The following is a 16,146-nucleotide window of genomic DNA, read 5'->3' on the forward strand; positions in this document are numbered from 1 at the left end:
GGGCTTGCCCCGCGATTGCGAACGCTCAGGCGACACCATTGACTGCACTAGCGCAATCGCGGGGCAAGCCCGCTCCTACAGGTTTTCTAGGGCGGCTCAACGCAAGGCGCTCCACCCATGACCCAACCCACCCCCTGCTACCACTGCGCCCTGCCCGTCCCAAGCGGCAGCCGCTTCAGCGCCGTGGTCCTGGGCGAACCCCGGCAGTTCTGCTGCCCCGGCTGCCAGGCCGTGGCCGAATCGATCGTCGCCGGCGGCCTTGCCCACTATTACCAGCACCGCAGCCAAAGCAGCGCCAACCCCGAGGTGCTGCCGCGCCAACTGCAAGATGAACTGGCCCTGTTCGACCGCAGCGACGTGCAACAGGGCTTCGTGCGCCACCAGGGCGAGCTGGCCGAGGCCACCCTGCTGGTCGAAGGCATCACCTGCGCCGCCTGCGGCTGGCTGATCGAAAAACACCTGCGCAACCTGCCGGGCGTTGCCGAGGCGCGCCTGAACCTGTCCAACCACCGCCTGCTGCTGAGCTGGGACGACCGGCAACTGCCGCTGTCGCGCCTGCTGGCCGAGCTGCGCCAGGTCGGCTACGCCGCCCACCCCTACCAGCCCGACCAGGCCGCCGAGCAACTGGCCCGGGAAAACCGCAGCGCCCTGCGCCGCCTGGGCGTGGCGGGCCTGTTGTGGTTCCAGGCGATGATGGCGACCATGGCCACCTGGCCGGAATTCAACATCGACCTGTCCGCCGAGCTGCACACCATCCTGCGCTGGGTCGCGCTGTTTCTCACCACGCCGATCGTGTTCTACAGCTGCGCGCCGTTCTTCAAGGGTGCCGCCCGCGACCTGCGCACTCGCCACCTGACCATGGACCTCTCGGTGTCACTGGCCATCAGCCTGGCCTACGGCGCGGGCATCTGGACCGCCATTACCGGCAGCGGCGAGCTGTACTTCGACACCGTCGGCATGTTCGCCCTGTTCCTGCTCACCGGCCGCTACCTCGAACGCCGCGCTCGCGAACGCACCGCCACGGCCACCGCGCAGCTGGTCAACCTGCTGCCGGCCTCGTGCCTGCGCCTGGATGCGAACGGCGCCAGCGAACGCATCCTGCTCGGCGAACTGCAATGCGGTGACCAGGTGCAAGTGCTGCCGGGCGCGGTGATCCCGGCCGACGGGCGCATCGTCGAAGGCCGCTCCAATGTCGACGAATCGCTGCTCACCGGCGAGTACCTGCCTCAGGCGCGTCGCGCTGGCGAACGTGTCACCGGCGGCACCCTCAACGTCGAGAGCAACCTGGTGGTGGAGGTCGAGGCGCTGGGCCAGGACTCGCGCCTGAGCGCCATCGTGCGCCTGCTGGAGCGAGCGCAGTCGGAAAAACCCCGGCTGGCGGAAATCGCCGACCGCGCCTCGCAGTGGTTCCTGCTGTTCACCTTGCTGGCAGCGGCGGCCATTGGCCTGTGGTGGTGGCACCTGGATGCCGAGCGGGCGTTCTGGATCGTCCTGGCCATGCTGGTCGCCACCTGCCCCTGCGCCCTGTCGCTGGCCACCCCCACTGCACTCACCGCCGCCACCGGCACCTTGCACAAGCTTGGCCTGCTGGTCACCCGCGGCCATGTGCTCGAAGGCCTGGAGCAGATCGACACGGTGATCTTCGACAAGACCGGCACACTTACCGAAGGCCGCCTGGCGCTGCGCAACATTCGCCCGCTGGGCACCCTCAGCGCCGACCGCTGCCTGGCCCTCGCTGCCGCCCTGGAGAACCGCTCCGAACACCCCATTGCCCGCGCCTTCGGCCGCAGCGCCAGCCCCGCCGATAATGTACAGACCGTGCCAGGCCTGGGCCTGGAGGGCCAGCTCGATGGGCAGCAGTTGCGCATCGGCCAGGCCACGTTCGTCTGCGCCCTCAGCGGCGCCGAGATACCCCGCGTACCGGAACCGCGCGGCCAGTGGCTGTTGCTGGGCGATCGCAATGGCCCGCTGGCGTGGTTCGGCCTGGACGACCGCCTGCGCGACGATGCTGCCGACCTGGTGGCAGCCTGCAAGGCGCGCGGCTGGCAGACCTTGCTGCTGTCGGGCGACAGCTCGCCGATGGTCGGCGAAGTGGCCGCACAGCTGGGCATGGACCACGCCGTGGGCGGCCTGCGCCCGGACGACAAGCTGGCCCGGCTCAAGGCCTTGCAGGCCGAAGGCCACAAGGTGCTGATGCTGGGCGATGGGGTAAACGATGTGCCGGTGCTGGCGGCGGCCGACATCAGCATCGCCATGGGTTCGGCCACTGACCTTGCGAAAACCAGCGCCGACGCCGTGCTGTTGTCCAACCGCCTGCAAGCCCTGGTGCAAGCGTTCGAGCTGGCTCGGCGCACGCGGCGCAACATCGTCGAGAACCTGCTGTGGGCAACGCTGTACAATGGCCTCATGCTGCCGTTCGCCGCCCTGGGCTGGATCACCCCGGTCTGGGCGGCGGTCGGCATGTCGGTCAGCTCGCTGATCGTGGTGCTCAATGCCCTGCGCCTGACCCGGCTACCAGGCGCCACGCCCCCGGCCAGCCGCCTGCAACCTGCCACGGCCTGAACAGGACACCGCCATGCCTGCCCTCTACGTGATGATTCCCGCCGCCCTGCTGCTGGTCGGCGTGGCGGTGTACATCTTCTTCTGGGCCGTGGACAGCGGCCAGTACGATGACCTTGAAGGCCCGGCCCACAGCATCCTGTTCGACGACCAGGACCCACGCCACCAGGCCGCCGTGAAACACGACGAGCCCACCGCCGAAGACCCCAAGGACCCATCCAACCGTGCCTGACCTACTTCCCCTGCTCGGCTCGGCACTGGTGCTCGGCCTGCTCGGCGGCGGCCACTGCCTGGGCATGTGCGGCGGCCTGATGGGCGCGCTGACCCTGGCCATTCCCCCCGAGCAACGCGCCCGGCGCCTGCGCCTGCTGCTGGCCTACAACCTGGGGCGTATCCTCAGCTACGCCAGCGCCGGCCTGTTGCTGGGCCTGGCCGGCTGGGCCGTGGCCAGCAGTCCGGCGGCGCAGGCCTTGCGGGTGCTCGCGGCGCTGCTGCTGATCGCCATGGGCTTGTACCTGGCGGGCTGGTGGAGCGGCCTGACCCGCATCGAGGCCTTGGGGCGTGGGCTATGGCGACATATCCAGCCGGTCGCTGCGCGGCTGTTGCCAGTCTCCAGCCTGCCCCGCGCCTTGTTGCTGGGCGCCTTGTGGGGCTGGCTGCCGTGCGGGTTGGTCTATAGCACCCTGCTGTGGGCCGCGAGCCAGGGCAATGCCGCCCACAGTGCGGCGCTGATGCTGGCGTTCGGCGTGGGCACCTGGCCGGTGCTGCTGGCCACTGGGCTCGCGGCAGAGCGGGTCAACGCAGTGCTGCGCAAGCGCAGCGTGCGCGTGGCGGGCGGTGTGCTGGTGATGCTGTTCGGCCTGTGGACGCTACCCGGCCCGCACCAGCATTGGCTCATGGGGCACTGAGCTGCAAGCTTTAAGCTGCAAGCTTCAAGTTGAAGCCGTTTCGCTTCGTCTTGCCGCTTGGGGCTTGAAGCTTGAAGCCTGATGCAGGTCAACACGCCGCAGCCCGCCCGCCCCTAGACTCCGGACACTGACGCCTTTTCCGGGGACCACCATGCTCGACGACCTACGTTGGGACACCGACCTGATCCGTCGCTACGATCTGGCCGGCCCGCGCTACACCTCCTACCCGACCGCCGTGCAGCTGCACAGCGACGTGGGCTCGTTCGACCTGCTGCACGCCCTGCGCGAAAGCCGCCGCGCCACCCGGCCGCTGTCGCTGTACCTGCACGTGCCGTTCTGCGCCAACATCTGCTACTACTGCGCCTGCAACAAAGTCATCACCAAGGACCGCGGCCGTGCCCAGCCCTACCTGCAACGCCTGGAGCAAGAGATCCAGCTGATCGCCTGCCACCTCGACCCCAAGCAGCGCGTCGAGCAGCTGCATTTCGGCGGCGGCACCCCCACCTTCCTCAGCCACGTCGAACTGCGTGCACTCATGGCTTGCCTGCGCCAGCACTTCACCCTGCTCGACGATGATTCTGGCGACTACGGCATCGAACTGGACCCCCGCGAGGCCGACTGGTCGACCATGGGCCTGCTGCGCGAACTGGGCTTCAACCGCGTCAGCCTCGGCGTGCAGGACCTCGACCCCGTCGTGCAGCGCGCGGTCAACCGCCTGCAAAGCCTGGAGCAGACCCGCGCCCTGGTGGAGGCCGCGCGTACCCTGCAATTTCGCTCGGTCAACCTGGACCTGATCTACGGCCTGCCACGCCAGACCCCGGAAGGTTTCGCCCGCACCGTCGAGGAGGTCATCCGCCTGCAACCCGACCGTCTGTCGATGTTCAACTATGCCCACCTGCCCGAACGCTTCATGCCCCAGCGGCGCATCGACGCCAACGAGCTGCCAGCCCCCGCCACCAAGCTGGAGATGCTGCGCAACACCATCGAGCAACTGACCGCCGCCGGCTACCGCTACATCGGCATGGACCACTTCGCCCTGCCCGACGATGAGCTGGCCATCGCCCAGGAAGAAGGCACCCTGCAACGCAACTTCCAGGGCTACACCACCCACGGGCACTGCGACCTGATTGGCCTGGGGGTTTCGGCGATCAGCCAGGTGGGTGACCTTTACTGCCAGAACAGCAGCGACCTGAACCGCTACCAGGAACTGCTGGCCAGCGCCCAACTGGCAACCCAGCGCGGCTTGCTGTGCAACGCCGACGACCATGTGCGCCGGGCGGTGATCCAGCAACTGATCTGCCATTTCGAACTGGACATCGAGACCATCGAACAGGACTTCAACCTCGATTTTCGTGCCTATTTCAAGGCGCAATGGCCGCAACTTCAGGCCATGCAACGTGACGGGCTGTTGCGCCTGGACGAGCGACGCATCGAAGTACTGCCGGCCGGACGCCTGCTGGTACGTTCGGTGTGCATGGTGTTCGACGCCTACCTCGACCTGCACAACCGCCAGCGTTTCTCCCGGGTGATCTGATTCGGGCGGGTCACCGCAGCACATGGATTGAGCGCCTTGCCGGGCACACTATGGACAGTTGTAACGGCCATCTCGCGACGCGCGAACTGGCCTACCCCCTATGTTGTGGGTTACCCTTACGTCTTATGTGTGTTTCCCACAAGGATTGAAAAAATGTCCGAGCCAGTCAAACTGCGCCCTCATAATCAGGCTCACTGCAAGGATTGCAGTTTGGCGCCCCTGTGCCTGCCCCTGTCGCTGAACCTGGAAGACATGGATGCACTGGATGAAATCGTCAAGCGCGGCCGCCCCCTGAAGAAGGGCGAGTTCCTGTTCCGCCAGGGTGACAATTTCGGCTCGGTCTATGCAGTACGCTCCGGCGCGCTGAAAACCTTCAGCCTGAGCGATGGCGGCGAAGAACAGATCACCGGCTTTCACTTTCCCAGCGAGCTGGTCGGGCTGTCGGGCATGGACACCGAGACCTACCCGGTGTCGGCCCAGGCCCAGGAAACCACCTCGGTGTGCGAAATTCCCTTCGAGCGCCTGGACGAGCTGTCGGTACAGCTGCCACAGCTGCGCCGCCAGCTGATGCGGGTGATGAGCCGTGAAATCCGCGACGACCAGCAGATGATGCTGCTGTTGTCGAAGAAAACCGCCGACGAGCGCATTGCCACTTTCCTGGTCAACCTCTCTGCACGCTTCCGCGCCCGTGGCTACTCGGCCAACCAGTTCCGCCTGAGCATGTCGCGCAACGAAATCGGCAATTACCTGGGCCTGGCGGTGGAAACCGTGTCGCGGGTGTTCACCCGCTTCCAGCAGAACGGCCTGCTCAAGGCCGAAGGCAAGGAAGTGCACATTCTCGACCCGATCCAGCTATGCGCCTTGGCTGGCGGCGCGATGGAAGCCTGAAGCGAGCGCAACGAGCGGGTATACTGAGGGCTTGGTTTTTCAGGATACCCGCCTCATGCACAGCGACACCTTCGACCTCAAAGCCCTGATCCGCCCAGTAGTGGACTTCCCCAAGCCTGGCGTGATCTTCCGTGACATCACCCCGCTGTTCCAGTCGCCGCGCGGCTTGCGCTATGTCGCCGACCAGTTCATCGAGCGTTATGTCGAGGCCGATTTCAGCCACATTGGCGCCATGGATGCACGCGGCTTCCTGATCGGCTCGATCATCGCCCACCAGTTGAACAAGCCGCTGATCCTGTTCCGCAAGCAGGGCAAGCTGCCGGCCGACGTGCTGTCGGAGGGCTACCAGACCGAATATGGCGAAGCATTCCTGGAGGTGCACGCCGACAGCCTGTGCGATGGCGACTCGGTGCTGATCTTCGATGACCTGATCGCCACCGGCGGCACCCTGCTGGCAGCGGCCAACCTGGTGCGACGCACCGGCGCCAAGGTGTTCGAGGCGGCGGCGATCATCGACCTGCCGGAGCTGGAGGGCTCGTGCCGCCTGCAAGCGGCCGGGGTGCCGACCTTCTGCCTGACCGAGTTTTCCCTGAGCGAGTATTGAGTTGAATGCTGGGGCTGCTGCGCAGCCCCAGATGTCACAAAGAGATTGGCCGACGCCCGGCGAAAGCGTGGGCCAGGGTTCCGCCATCCACCAGCTCCAGCTCGCCCCCCAACGGCACGCCATGGGCAATACGTGACGCCGTCAGACCCTTCTCCACCAGCAACTGCGCGATGTAGTGCGCTGTCGCCTCGCCTTCCACGGTCGGATTGGTGGCCAGAATCACCTCAGTGAAGCTGCCCTGCTCCTCGATTCGCGCCATCAGTTGGGGAATGCCGATCGCCTCCGGGCCCAGCCCGTCCAGTGGCGACAGGTGCCCCTTGAGCACGAAGTAGCGGCCACGGTAGCCGGTCTGCTCCACCGCATACACATCCATCGGCCCTTCCACCACACACAGCTGGGTGTCGTCGCGGCGCGGGTCGGCGCATTGCGGGCACAGCGCCTGCTCGGTCAGGGTGCGGCATTGGCGGCAGTGGCCAACCCCTTCCATGGCCTGGCTCAGGGCCTGGGCCAGGCGCAGGCCGCCACTGCGGTCGCGCTCGAGCAGTTGCAGGGCCATGCGCTGGGCGGTTTTCTGGCCAACGCCCGGCAAGGTGCGCAGGGCGTCGATCAGTTGGCGGATCAGGGGGCTGAAGCTCATTGTGTGCAGGCCTGCCAATTCAGGGAACAAAACGAACAAGGGAGCAACGCCCCATGGGCCGTTGCTCCCCAAATTGCAGCGAGTGGCCGATTAGAACGGCATCTTGAAGCCCGGTGGCAGCTGCATGCCAGCGGTCATGCCGCCCATTTTCTCCTGGCTGCTCTGCTCGACTTTGCGCACCGCGTCGTTCAGGGCGGCGGCGATCAGGTCTTCGAGCACTTCCTTGTCGTCCTCTTCGGTCGACATCAGGCTTTGGTCGATGCTGACGCGCTTGACGTCATGACGACCGGTCATCACCACGCTGACCAGGCCACCACCGGACTGGCCGGTGACTTCCGCATTGGCCAGCTCTTCCTGCATCTTGGCCATTTTTTCCTGCATCTGCTGGGCCTGCTTCATCAGGCCGGCCATGCCACCTTTCATCATGGGGATATACCTCGATTTGGCTCATATGATGCGGCCGGCGCAGGGCCGGGCGCATGGTTATCCGTTCACTGCCCCGGCGCGGCCAGGGCGGTCTCTACCGGTTCAATACTATCGTGTCGCACGGTTGCGCCGAACTGGCGGACCATCTGTTGGATCAACGGGTCCTGCTCGATCGACACCTCGGCCTCGCGCTGAAGCTCGGCACGCTTGCGCGCGGCGCCCTGGGCCGGGGTTTCCTGCTCGGGGCGAATCAATTCGATGGTCAACCGCAGGGTACGCCCCAGGTGCTGGTTGAGCGCATCGTTCAGGCGGCGCTGCTGGGTGGCGTTGAACAACGCGCCCTGCCCTGGGTCCAGGTGCAGCAGCCAGTCGTCGCCGTCGGCGGAAATCAACGTACAGTTTGCGGCGATGTTGCCTGTCATACCGGAGACAGGCAACTGTGGGAATAATTCCAGCCATTGCAGTGCCAGGCCGGTCGCGGGCTTGGCGGCAGGCAAGGGTTCGGGGGCTGGCGCAGGCTCGGCCTCGTGCACGTGCTCGGCCAACTCGTCCAGGTAGCTGAAGCCTGCGGGGTCGGCTTCCGGGGCGTAGTAGTCTTCGTCCGGCGGCCCATCGTCGTCGCGCTCCATGCCGACAGAACCGTAGGCAGAGGGGTCGAACGGCGGCTCGTCGTAGTCCGGCATGTCGTCGCGGGCTTGTGGCGCCGGGGCAGGCGCGGCCGCTTGTACCACAGGTGGTGCTACGACTGGCGCGGTAGGTTCTTCCCAAGGCAGGTCGGTGACCTCTTCCACCACCGGCTGAGGCTCAGGCTCGGGCTCGGGGGCAACGACGACAGGCTCGGGTTCAGGCACGGGTTCCGGCGGCGAGGCGGGCACAGGTGCTTCAATGACAACCTCGGGCACAGGCTCGACGGGCTTGGCTGCAACGGCTGGCGCCACAGGCGCCGCCGCTGCCACCGGCCTGGCAGGATCAGCTGTGGCCTGGCTGATCCCCACCGGCTTTAGTACCGGTTTCGGTGCATCGTCGCTGTCGGCCGGGCGGAACGCCAGCATGCGCAACAGGACCATCTCGAAACCACCGCGCGGGTCCGGTGCCAGCGGCAGGTCGCGTCGGCCAATCAAGCCCATCTGGTAGTAGAACTGCACATCCTCGGCAGGCAGCGCCGAGGCCAGGGCCAGCACCCGCTCGCGGTCGCCATGGCCGTTGTCCACGGCTTCCGGCAGGGCCTGGGCGATAGCCACGCGGTGCAGCACGTTGAGCATCTCGGACAGCACGCCGTTCCAGTCCGGCCCCTGCTCGGCCAGGTCGCGCACCGCCTCCAGCAGCGCCCGCGCGTCACCTTCGAGCAACGCCTGTAACACGCCATAGACCTGGCCGTGATCGAGGGTGCCAAGCATCGCCCGCACATCGGCAGCCAGCACCTTGCCCTCGCCGAAAGCGATGGCCTGGTCGGTCAGGCTCATGGCATCGCGCATCGAACCATCGGCGGCGCGGCCCAGCAGCCACAGTGCGTCTTCCTCGAACGGCACGTTCTCGGCGCCGAGCACGTGGCTCAGGTGCTCGACCACCCGCTCCGGGCTCATGTTCTTCAGCGAGAACTGCAAGCAGCGCGACAGAATGGTGGCCGGCAGTTTCTGCGGGTCGGTAGTGGCGAGGATGAACTTGACGTAGGGCGGCGGCTCTTCCAGCGTCTTGAGCAAGGCGTTGAACGAGTGGGTGGAGAGCATGTGCACTTCGTCGATCAGGTAGACCTTGAAGCGCCCGCGGCTGGGGGCGTACTGCACGTTGTCGAGCAGTTCGCGGGTATCCTCGACCTTGGTGCGGCTGGCGGCGTCGATCTCGATCAGGTCGACGAAACGCCCCTCGTCGATCTCCCGGCACACCGAGCAGGTGCCGCAAGGTGTCGAGGTGATACCTGTTTCACAGTTAAGGCATTTGGCTATGATTCGCGCGATGGTAGTCTTGCCGACCCCACGGGTGCCGGTAAACAGGTACGCATGATGCAAGCGCTGGTTGTCCAGGGCGTTGATCAAAGCCTTCAGCACATGGGCCTGGCCGACCATCTCGCGGAACGAGCGCGGGCGCCATTTTCGTGCAAGAACCTGATAACTCATCAAAAAACCATCGCAGCCTGATCGAGCGGAAGATCGCTAATGCTAGCGGAGCGGGGGGGAAATTGCACCCTGCGCCGCTTGTCTAAGCTGAACATCGGGTGCGCTGGACGCTTTCAAGGAGGACCGTTGTGCGACGACTGCTCGCCATCTTGTTGTTATGGACCAGCCACAGCCTGGCGCAGCAGCCCGTGCTGCGCTTTTCCGTGGCCGAGAGCTGGAGCATGCCGTTGATGCGCACCGAGAACCAGCAACCGGTGGAGGGCATCCTCTTCGAGTTGATGCAGGCCATCGCCCGGGAAGCCGACGTTCGCCCTCAGTACCACGTAATGGCCCGCCTGCGCCTGGAGCAAGCGATGCAGGCAGGCGAAATCGACGTGCGTTGCTATGTCTCGATGCAATGGCTGGGCAACAGACCTGGCGATTACCTCTGGAGCTTACCCATCATCGAGCAGCGCGACCTGCTGGTCGGCCGTCCCGGCGACAGTCACCCCGTCCGCCCGGAAGCACTGCCGCCCCAGGCCATCGGGACCGTGCTCGGCTACACCTACCCCACCCTGGAGTCACTGTTCAGCCAAGGCCAACTGCAACGCGAGGACAGCCGCAACCAGTTGCTGGCCCTGCAGAAGCTCCAGGCCGGGCGCTTTCGCTATGCGGTGAGCAACCAGCTGTCATTGCAGTGGTACAACCGATCCCTGCCCCCGGCGCAGCGCCTGCAAGCCTTGACCGTACTGGAGGAGCAAGCGCTGGGTTGCATGGTGCGCAACGATCCCCAACTGCCGACCCAGGGCGTGCTCAGAGCCCTGCTGCGAATCAAGCAGTCAGGAGAGATGCAACGGATCGTTGAGCGGTATACCGATGCACAAAACCGGAAAGCTTCACTCCCGATGGCGCAGGATTCCCCGGAGATTATTCCTGAGCGGCAGTCTCGCTGAGCCATTTCGGCTTCGCGCCGTAATAGACGAAGTTGTCGAAATCCTCGTGTCGGTAGGTGTCGTGCCGCTCATAGTAGTTGTAGACAACGGAAAGCTTCTGCTCGCTCACCGTCGGCTCACTGTCATGCAGAACCTTGCGCCCTTGCATGACCAAGAGTGCGCCTTTACGTGCGTATATTTTCCTGTGTTCAGTCCACGGCGCGTTCTTGCTGGGGTGAGTACGCTCGATCTGCATGCGCAACGCAGCCTCACGATTGGTGGTCAGGAAGAGCAGGACGGTAATTCCGTTGGTGTCGTAGTGCAGACCCAAGGTACCACCGCCAGGTGGATAGGCCTTGATGTTCACATCAGAAAGCGGATAAGGCGAAACTACCGTGTCGGCATGGGTCACAAGGCTGACCAGGGGAACTAATGCGTGGTAGACCGCGTAGAGCTCGGGCAGGCAGCGCCGGACATCATCGCCTTTGAAAATATGATGGTGATAGTCACCTCCCAAATCCGACACCGCATCCGTACCAAGGCCAGAGTGGCGCACCAGATCCACGCCTTGCTCATCGATAATCACCTGGGCACGGCTGGCCAGTTCGTCGCAAAGCGCTTCGGGAAGAACGCCTTCGATCACAGTGGCCATGTCGTAGAAGTACTCGTATCTGTGCTTGTTCACGTCAAACATTGCAATCTCCTTTGCATATTGGAAAAGTCCTAGCTCAATTGCCTTGAGAGGCCTGCGAACGTGAGGCTCGCCTAGAGGCCACGATCGCCGACAGCGACTGTGCATTCAGGAAAACCGCGATACCGATCAATACCAGGCCGATGGCCAGCCCTTGGGCAACGCTCAGTACCTCTTCGTAGAACAGGTAGGAGGCCAGTAGCCCAGAAACAGGCACCAACAACGAAAGTGGTGCGACATGGGTTGCTGGGTACTTTTTCATGAGGTTGTTCCAGACCAAATACCCCAACAACGTGGTGACATAGCTTTGGAACGCGATGGAGAACAGCGCCTCCCAGGCCAGACCTTGCGCAAGACTGACAAAAGGCGCCGCGCCTTGCGTCACCACCGTCAGCAACAGAATCACCGGCACCGAGAACAGGCTCGACCAGATGATGAATGCCATCATCTGCTCAGGTCGCTTGACCTTGACCAGCAGGTTGCATAACGACCAGGCCATCGCTGCAAGCAGTACGAGGAAGATGCCAAACGAGGTGGAAGGCTCACTGCCAAGTAGCATCAGCAACAACCCTGAAACGGCAATCGCCATCCCTCCCGCATGCACGGTATTGATTCGTTCGCCCAGAAACAGAGCGCTCCAGCCGATAGTGAAAAAAGCGCTGAACTGCAGGAACACCGACGACATGCCCGGTGACAGGCCGTTATACATGGCGAAATTGACCATCCACCACAGACCTGCTCAACATCGCGCCATACCCTGCCAACACGGGAAGGGAGACACCGACCGGGCGCCTGATGAAGAACACCAGAGGCACGGCGCAGAATGCGAAACGCAGGAGTGTCAAAAGATAAGGATCCAGGGTCTTGAGGCCCAGTTCGATCACGGAAAAGTTACAACCCCAGAGGACTGTCACCAGCACACCGGCAAACAAGTCTCGCCGACACATGTTCATTTGCGCCTCTCCAGGCCGACTGAAAGACAGCACAGTAATCGCGCGGCCCCAAGAGAGATGCCAGATGGCTCCGGGCAAAATGTGAGACAGCTCCGTAAATAGCCCGCCGATGCAAACATGCATGTTTACCCTGTCAGGCAAACCCACAAACACTGGCCAGCGCCGTCACATCATCGGGCGCCAACGTCCGATCAATAGCCGTGAGACTCGCGGAACTTCTGGCCCTTGTGGAAGGCCACCCACTCCTCCACCTCGTACGGCAGGTACAACCGCTGCCGCGCCCGTGACAGGGCGATGTACACCGCACAGACACGGCTGTCGAACGCGTAGGCGTCCTTGAACTTGCCCAGGCTCATCAGCTCAGGGGTGAGCAGCACTTGGTCGAACTCCATGCCGCCCGCCTCCTCGGCGCGCATCACCAGCAAGCTACCTGGCTGGCTGGAGAGACGCGCAGTGATGCCGTTGAGGTCGGCGACCTTGAAGCCATCCTGCAACTTCGCCTCGACCCACTGGAACGCCTCGTCGAAGCGGTTGGCCTCCTGGACTTGCCGCCAGTCGACGGTATGGGCGAAGTACGGGTGCGCCTCCTGCCCGGCCTCGCCCACCCCATAAAAGTCGGCGCGGTACAACTGCACCACGGTGGCCATGAAGCGCTGCATGTCGGCAAAGCCGAAGCCACAGCCGCTGCCAGCCAATTGCAAGGCCCACTTCATCGCATCCCAGGGCGACGCGGCGAGCACCACACAGCCGGGCGGCGGCAGGAAGTCCTGGGGGTAGAACTCGATGCCGACATCCACGCTACCAACGCCTTCGAAGGCCAGCTTGGAGTTTTGCGAGTGCACGCCGATCAGCGGGTTGATCAGCCGCTCCACCTGCGGCCCGCAACGCACCGACAAGGCGATGTCACGCTGGCGCACGGTACGCTGGCGACGCGGTACCGGGCCTTTGGCGCGCTGGTACTCGTCGCCGAGGGTCACCAGCACCTGGCGGCCACGCTCGATGATCTGCAACAGCGGCCCCGGCATGTCCTGGCTTTCGTCGACGATCACATGGCTGATATGCGCCGGCACGCTGCAACCGGCCAGGGCTGCGCGCTTGAGCAGCAGCAACGCCGGGAAACCGGTGTGCCGCTGCCAGCCGGGGTTGGCCTGCAACCAGGTCCACAGGCGGCTGGCGTATTCGAGCAGCACCTGGGCATCGAGGCGCGCCAGGGGCTGCTCGAAATGCGGCAGGTGGCGGTCCGACAGGCTGTAGTCGCGCGACTCGCAGTAGCTGGCCAGCAGCTCCAGGCAGATATCCAGGGTCTTCTCAGCGCCATACTGGCGGAACCCCAGAATGCCCAGTTCCTCGGCCACTGCACGCTTGCCCGGCAAACGCGGTGAGGGCCTATGTGGCTGGCGACCTGGCCCGGCGAGCAGTTCCTGGGCCAAGGCGCCGAAAGTCTTGCCCACCTTGCCCGCATCACCGCCCATGCGCTTGCGCAGGGTTTCGAGCTTGGCCGGGGTACGCGCCAGGGGCAGCACGCGGCCCTTGGGCAAGCTGTCCATCAACGCGCCCAGCAAGTAGCTCTTGCCGATGCCCGCATAGCCCTGCACGTGCAGGTCTTCGTCAGGGTTGGCGCGCAGCACGCGCAGCAGTTTGTCCTGCTCGCGGGTCAGCCAGCGCTCCTTGTCGAAGCGGGTTTGCGTCTGCTGGGTGAACGGGTTGTCGGCGTGGTGGCGGCGCACCCGGTATTGCATGTCCCAGGTGCCGTCGGGCAGCAGGTAGTCGGCCTTGGCCAGCGCCTCGGCGCTGAGCAGTTGCAGGCGCGAGCCCTTGATGACCTCGAGGCCGAAGTACAGCTTGCGGGCATCGAACAGGCGCCGCGCCTCGTCGCTTAGACTGCCGGTCGCCGCCCAGGCCAGCAGCTTGGCCAGCACCTTCTCGGCCGCACTGGGGTCGAGCACCTGCTCGCGGGCCTGGGCGAGGTTCTGGATCACCAGCACGGCAGCCAGTTGCGCGTTGTCCAGGGTACCGAGCAGGGCAACGTCGTCGAGCAGTGCCTGGCAGGTTTCAGCGGTTACCGGGAGGTAAACAGGGCTGGCAAAGTCGTAGTGTTCAGGCTGCATGGCACATCAAGGCTGCGGATCGTTGGATTCGAGTTCATAGGCGTAGGCACCCAGGCTGCCGGACATACCGCCTGGGTAGACCCGCTTGCCCTGCCCTTGCGCCTGGGCGTCGGCGGCCAATGCGCCATCGAGTTCGTGCAGGGCCATTTCCAGGAGCTTGCGCAGGTCCTGGGCGTTGCGGGCCGAGAGGCTCAGGCGGAAATCCAGGCCGTCGGCCGGGGCTTCGGATTCAGCAGGAGCCGGGGTGGCTTCCTCGAGGATGCGTTCGTGCTCCTCTTCCATCTCGTCGAGCACTTTGGAAAGTTCCAATACGCGCTCGGGCTGGGAGGCCATCTGGTCCTTGATTTCCAAGCGGCGCAGCTGCCATTCGCGGATACGTTGTCGGGTTTGCTCGTCAACCGGTTCCACGGTGGCGGTCTCCTGGCCTGAAGGGGTGGGCGGATAGGCTGCATGATAAGCCGCTGCGCCGATAAATGCGCAGGTCAATCACCGGCGGCGGGGATAAAGGTGGTCAAATTCCGTATCCGGGAGGCGGGTCGCCCCCAATTTCTTCCTACATGTTTTTGGGACATTTCCGCCTACCGCATCTATTGCGAAACGATCCAGCCAGCGGATAGATTTCCCGGGCCGCAGCAAAATCTGCGGCCAGGTGTAGGAACCTGCTGGTAAACTTGGCGCATGCACTAGGCGCCCCAAACACTTCGGCTGGCGCTTTTTTTGCGCCCGCTGCGATGTGTCATGGCGGCTGTGTGTGGGCAGGCTTCGGCCTGGCCGGGTTCCAAGTTTCCCGGTATTCCTACCCCATACACAGCTGCCACCCAATCCCGTAGGAAGGATCGTGGTAGCTCCAAACTCAAAACTTGGAGTCTCATGCATGCTTATCCGCATTCTGAGCAGGAACCGCGTATTCGTTCGCCGCCCTTTATTCGTTGGGGGGCTCAGCACATTCTTCTTTCTGATCCGAACCCAGTCCAGGTTTACCTCTGCACGAAGGCAGGTGACCCATGACTGATCTCGAACGCCTCACCGCCATCCAGAACTATGCTTGGACACTTGAACTGCTGAGCGAAGCTCTGACCCAGCATGATGAAGTGCTGGAGTACGAACATAACCCACACCTGAGCTTTCGTAATACGGCTGGCATTCATCAGGCTAACGCGTTCAGTCGCTCTACGAATTCCATCTCTCGCTCCTCGCTCAGATGCCACATCGTAGTGGCAGTGCTGCCGTACTGGCAATTACAAATCACTGCAACCGAAGGGGAAAAACGCCACATGAGCGGATGACGGAACAGAGCCGAGATTGGCGTAACCAGAAAGGGGGATTGGAGAGGCTTGTTTACGAAGCTAGAATGCCCAGCACGGCGTACCACTAAGGTGTGCCTAAACGCTGGTCCACTTCTGGATTTTCTTGCGAAGAATCCTTGTAAAATCAAGGATTTATAGAATGGAGGCGGCCCCACCAGCCACACCCCGGCACTCGATGTCCCCGCCTTGGCTGCTCCCTTCCGGGCCTGACCAGGTCAACGGGTAATCAATGCGGGGGGACCGATGGGGCCACCATAACGCAGCTCGTCAGGTGACGAGCCGCGCCATTGTACAGCGACGGGGCGAAGTTACAACCTTTGGTTGGAAAAAAACCATCATTTCTCAAGGACTTGAGGGTTTGGCAGAGGCCTCATCGCGGGACAAGCCCGCTCCCACAGGTTCACCTCTGCTCTCAAGAACGCGCAACAAACAGTGGGGGGGGGCGTGTGCCGCGATGTGGTGCGTTGCTAAGTGCCCGATCCCGCGCGCTTGAAAGAAGGCAACCA

At 63.9% G+C, this 16,146-nt stretch carries 15 protein-coding genes and 1 other RNA gene; 8 read left to right on the forward strand and 8 right to left on the reverse strand.

The genetic code is table 11. The features are described 5' to 3' along the window. The first annotated feature begins 117 nt into the window (after positions 1–117). The 6 genes from ACQKPE_RS23040 (at position 118) to ACQKPE_RS23065 (ending at position 6,493) form a co-directional block, all read left to right on the forward strand. Complete coding sequence (locus ACQKPE_RS23040; RefSeq protein ID WP_427669001.1) at positions 118–2,562, forward strand: heavy metal translocating P-type ATPase; 2,445 nt, start codon at positions 118–120, stop codon at positions 2,560–2,562. 13 nt (positions 2,563–2,575) lie between these two features. After that, positions 2,576–2,791, forward strand: a complete 216-nt coding sequence (gene ccoS, locus ACQKPE_RS23045) for a cbb3-type cytochrome oxidase assembly protein CcoS (RefSeq protein WP_427669002.1) — start codon at positions 2,576–2,578, stop codon at positions 2,789–2,791. Beyond that, on the forward strand, positions 2,784–3,467 hold the full coding sequence (locus ACQKPE_RS23050) for a sulfite exporter TauE/SafE family protein (protein WP_427669003.1): 684 nt from the start codon (positions 2,784–2,786) through the stop codon (positions 3,465–3,467). The genes ccoS and ACQKPE_RS23050 overlap by 8 nt, the downstream gene beginning before the upstream one ends. A gap of 151 nt (positions 3,468–3,618) precedes the next feature. Beyond that, positions 3,619–5,001, forward strand: a complete 1,383-nt coding sequence (gene hemN / locus ACQKPE_RS23055) for an oxygen-independent coproporphyrinogen III oxidase (protein ID WP_427669004.1) — start codon at positions 3,619–3,621, stop codon at positions 4,999–5,001. A gap of 153 nt (positions 5,002–5,154) precedes the next feature. Further along, positions 5,155–5,889, forward strand: coding sequence for a Crp/Fnr family transcriptional regulator FnrA (gene fnrA / locus ACQKPE_RS23060; protein WP_427669005.1), 735 nt, complete (start codon positions 5,155–5,157; stop codon positions 5,887–5,889). A 55-nt stretch (positions 5,890–5,944) separates the two neighbouring features. Continuing rightward, positions 5,945–6,493: an adenine phosphoribosyltransferase gene (locus ACQKPE_RS23065; RefSeq protein WP_427669006.1), complete on the forward strand. Its 549-nt coding sequence runs from the start codon at positions 5,945–5,947 to the stop codon at positions 6,491–6,493. A gap of 34 nt (positions 6,494–6,527) precedes the next feature. Here ACQKPE_RS23065 and recR read toward each other — a convergent pair whose 3' ends face one another. The 3 genes from recR to dnaX form a co-directional block, all read right to left on the reverse strand. Next, entirely contained in the window at positions 6,528–7,130 is a 603-nt protein-coding gene (gene recR / locus ACQKPE_RS23070) for a recombination mediator RecR (protein ID WP_427669007.1), read from the reverse strand. Positions 7,131–7,220: 90 nt separating this feature from the next. After that, on the reverse strand, positions 7,221–7,556 hold the full coding sequence (locus ACQKPE_RS23075; protein WP_012315418.1) for a YbaB/EbfC family nucleoid-associated protein: 336 nt from the start codon (positions 7,554–7,556) through the stop codon (positions 7,221–7,223). Between the two features lie 65 nt (positions 7,557–7,621). Then, entirely contained in the window at positions 7,622–9,670 is a 2,049-nt protein-coding gene (gene dnaX, locus ACQKPE_RS23080; protein WP_427669008.1) for a DNA polymerase III subunit gamma/tau, read from the reverse strand. Between the two features lie 128 nt (positions 9,671–9,798). On the opposite strand from dnaX, the gene ACQKPE_RS23085 reads away from it, so the two are divergent. Beyond that, positions 9,799–10,602 carry a substrate-binding periplasmic protein gene (locus ACQKPE_RS23085; RefSeq protein WP_427669009.1) on the forward strand — a complete coding sequence of 268 codons (804 nt, stop codon included), beginning with the start codon at positions 9,799–9,801 and terminating at the stop codon, positions 10,600–10,602. On the opposite strand, the gene ACQKPE_RS23090 is transcribed toward ACQKPE_RS23085, so the two are convergent. The 4 genes from ACQKPE_RS23090 to ACQKPE_RS23105 form a co-directional block, all read right to left on the reverse strand. Then, entirely contained in the window at positions 10,577–11,275 is a 699-nt protein-coding gene (locus tag ACQKPE_RS23090; protein ID WP_427669010.1) for a hypothetical protein, read from the reverse strand. The two genes, ACQKPE_RS23085 and ACQKPE_RS23090, sit on opposite strands and share 26 nt — an antisense overlap. A 34-nt stretch (positions 11,276–11,309) precedes the next feature. Continuing rightward, positions 11,310–11,996 carry an EamA family transporter gene (locus tag ACQKPE_RS23095; protein ID WP_427669011.1) on the reverse strand — a complete coding sequence of 229 codons (687 nt, stop codon included), beginning with the start codon at positions 11,994–11,996 and terminating at the stop codon, positions 11,310–11,312. Positions 11,997–12,416: 420 nt separating this feature from the next. Further along, a complete protein-coding gene (locus tag ACQKPE_RS23100; RefSeq protein WP_427669012.1) occupies positions 12,417–14,333 on the reverse strand; it encodes a hypothetical protein in 1,917 nt (638 codons plus the stop codon). A gap of 6 nt (positions 14,334–14,339) precedes the next feature. Further along, complete coding sequence (locus ACQKPE_RS23105) at positions 14,340–14,741, reverse strand: hypothetical protein (RefSeq protein ID WP_427669013.1); 402 nt, start codon at positions 14,739–14,741, stop codon at positions 14,340–14,342. A gap of 596 nt (positions 14,742–15,337) precedes the next feature. Here ACQKPE_RS23105 and ACQKPE_RS23110 point away from each other — a divergent pair. Further along, the gene (locus tag ACQKPE_RS23110; protein ID WP_427669014.1) at positions 15,338–15,619 is read left to right on the forward strand and encodes a hypothetical protein; all 282 of its coding nucleotides are present in this window, start codon (positions 15,338–15,340) and stop codon (positions 15,617–15,619) included. Positions 15,620–15,789: 170 nt separating this feature from the next. Here ACQKPE_RS23110 and ffs read toward each other — a convergent pair. After that, positions 15,790–15,886, reverse strand: an RNA gene (ffs, locus tag ACQKPE_RS23115) — signal recognition particle sRNA small type. Positions 15,887–16,146: the final 260 nt, after the last annotated feature.

Source organism: Pseudomonas sp. NPDC089554 (assembly GCF_050280645.1).
GTDB lineage: Bacteria > Pseudomonadota > Gammaproteobacteria > Pseudomonadales > Pseudomonadaceae > Aquipseudomonas.

Excerpts from the sequence above, each read along its gene's own strand:
- ACQKPE_RS23040 (WP_427669001.1), top strand. The coding sequence starts at position 118 with ATGACCCAACCCACCCCCTGCTACCACTGCGCCCTGCCCGTCCCAAGC.
- ccoS (WP_427669002.1), top strand. The coding sequence starts at position 2,576 with ATGCCTGCCCTCTACGTGATGATTCCCGCCGCCCTGCTGCTGGTCGGC.
- hemN (WP_427669004.1), top strand. The coding sequence starts at position 3,619 with ATGCTCGACGACCTACGTTGGGACACCGACCTGATCCGTCGCTACGAT.
- fnrA (WP_427669005.1), top strand. The coding sequence starts at position 5,155 with ATGTCCGAGCCAGTCAAACTGCGCCCTCATAATCAGGCTCACTGCAAG.
- ACQKPE_RS23065 (WP_427669006.1), top strand. The coding sequence starts at position 5,945 with ATGCACAGCGACACCTTCGACCTCAAAGCCCTGATCCGCCCAGTAGTG.
- recR (WP_427669007.1), bottom strand. The coding sequence starts at position 7,130 with ATGAGCTTCAGCCCCCTGATCCGCCAACTGATCGACGCCCTGCGCACC.
- ACQKPE_RS23075 (WP_012315418.1), bottom strand. The coding sequence starts at position 7,556 with ATGATGAAAGGTGGCATGGCCGGCCTGATGAAGCAGGCCCAGCAGATG.
- dnaX (WP_427669008.1), bottom strand. The coding sequence starts at position 9,670 with ATGAGTTATCAGGTTCTTGCACGAAAATGGCGCCCGCGCTCGTTCCGC.
- ACQKPE_RS23090 (WP_427669010.1), bottom strand. The coding sequence starts at position 11,275 with ATGTTTGACGTGAACAAGCACAGATACGAGTACTTCTACGACATGGCC.
- ACQKPE_RS23095 (WP_427669011.1), bottom strand. The coding sequence starts at position 11,996 with ATGGTCAATTTCGCCATGTATAACGGCCTGTCACCGGGCATGTCGTCG.
- ACQKPE_RS23100 (WP_427669012.1), bottom strand. The coding sequence starts at position 14,333 with ATGCAGCCTGAACACTACGACTTTGCCAGCCCTGTTTACCTCCCGGTA.
- ACQKPE_RS23110 (WP_427669014.1), top strand. The coding sequence starts at position 15,338 with ATGACTGATCTCGAACGCCTCACCGCCATCCAGAACTATGCTTGGACA.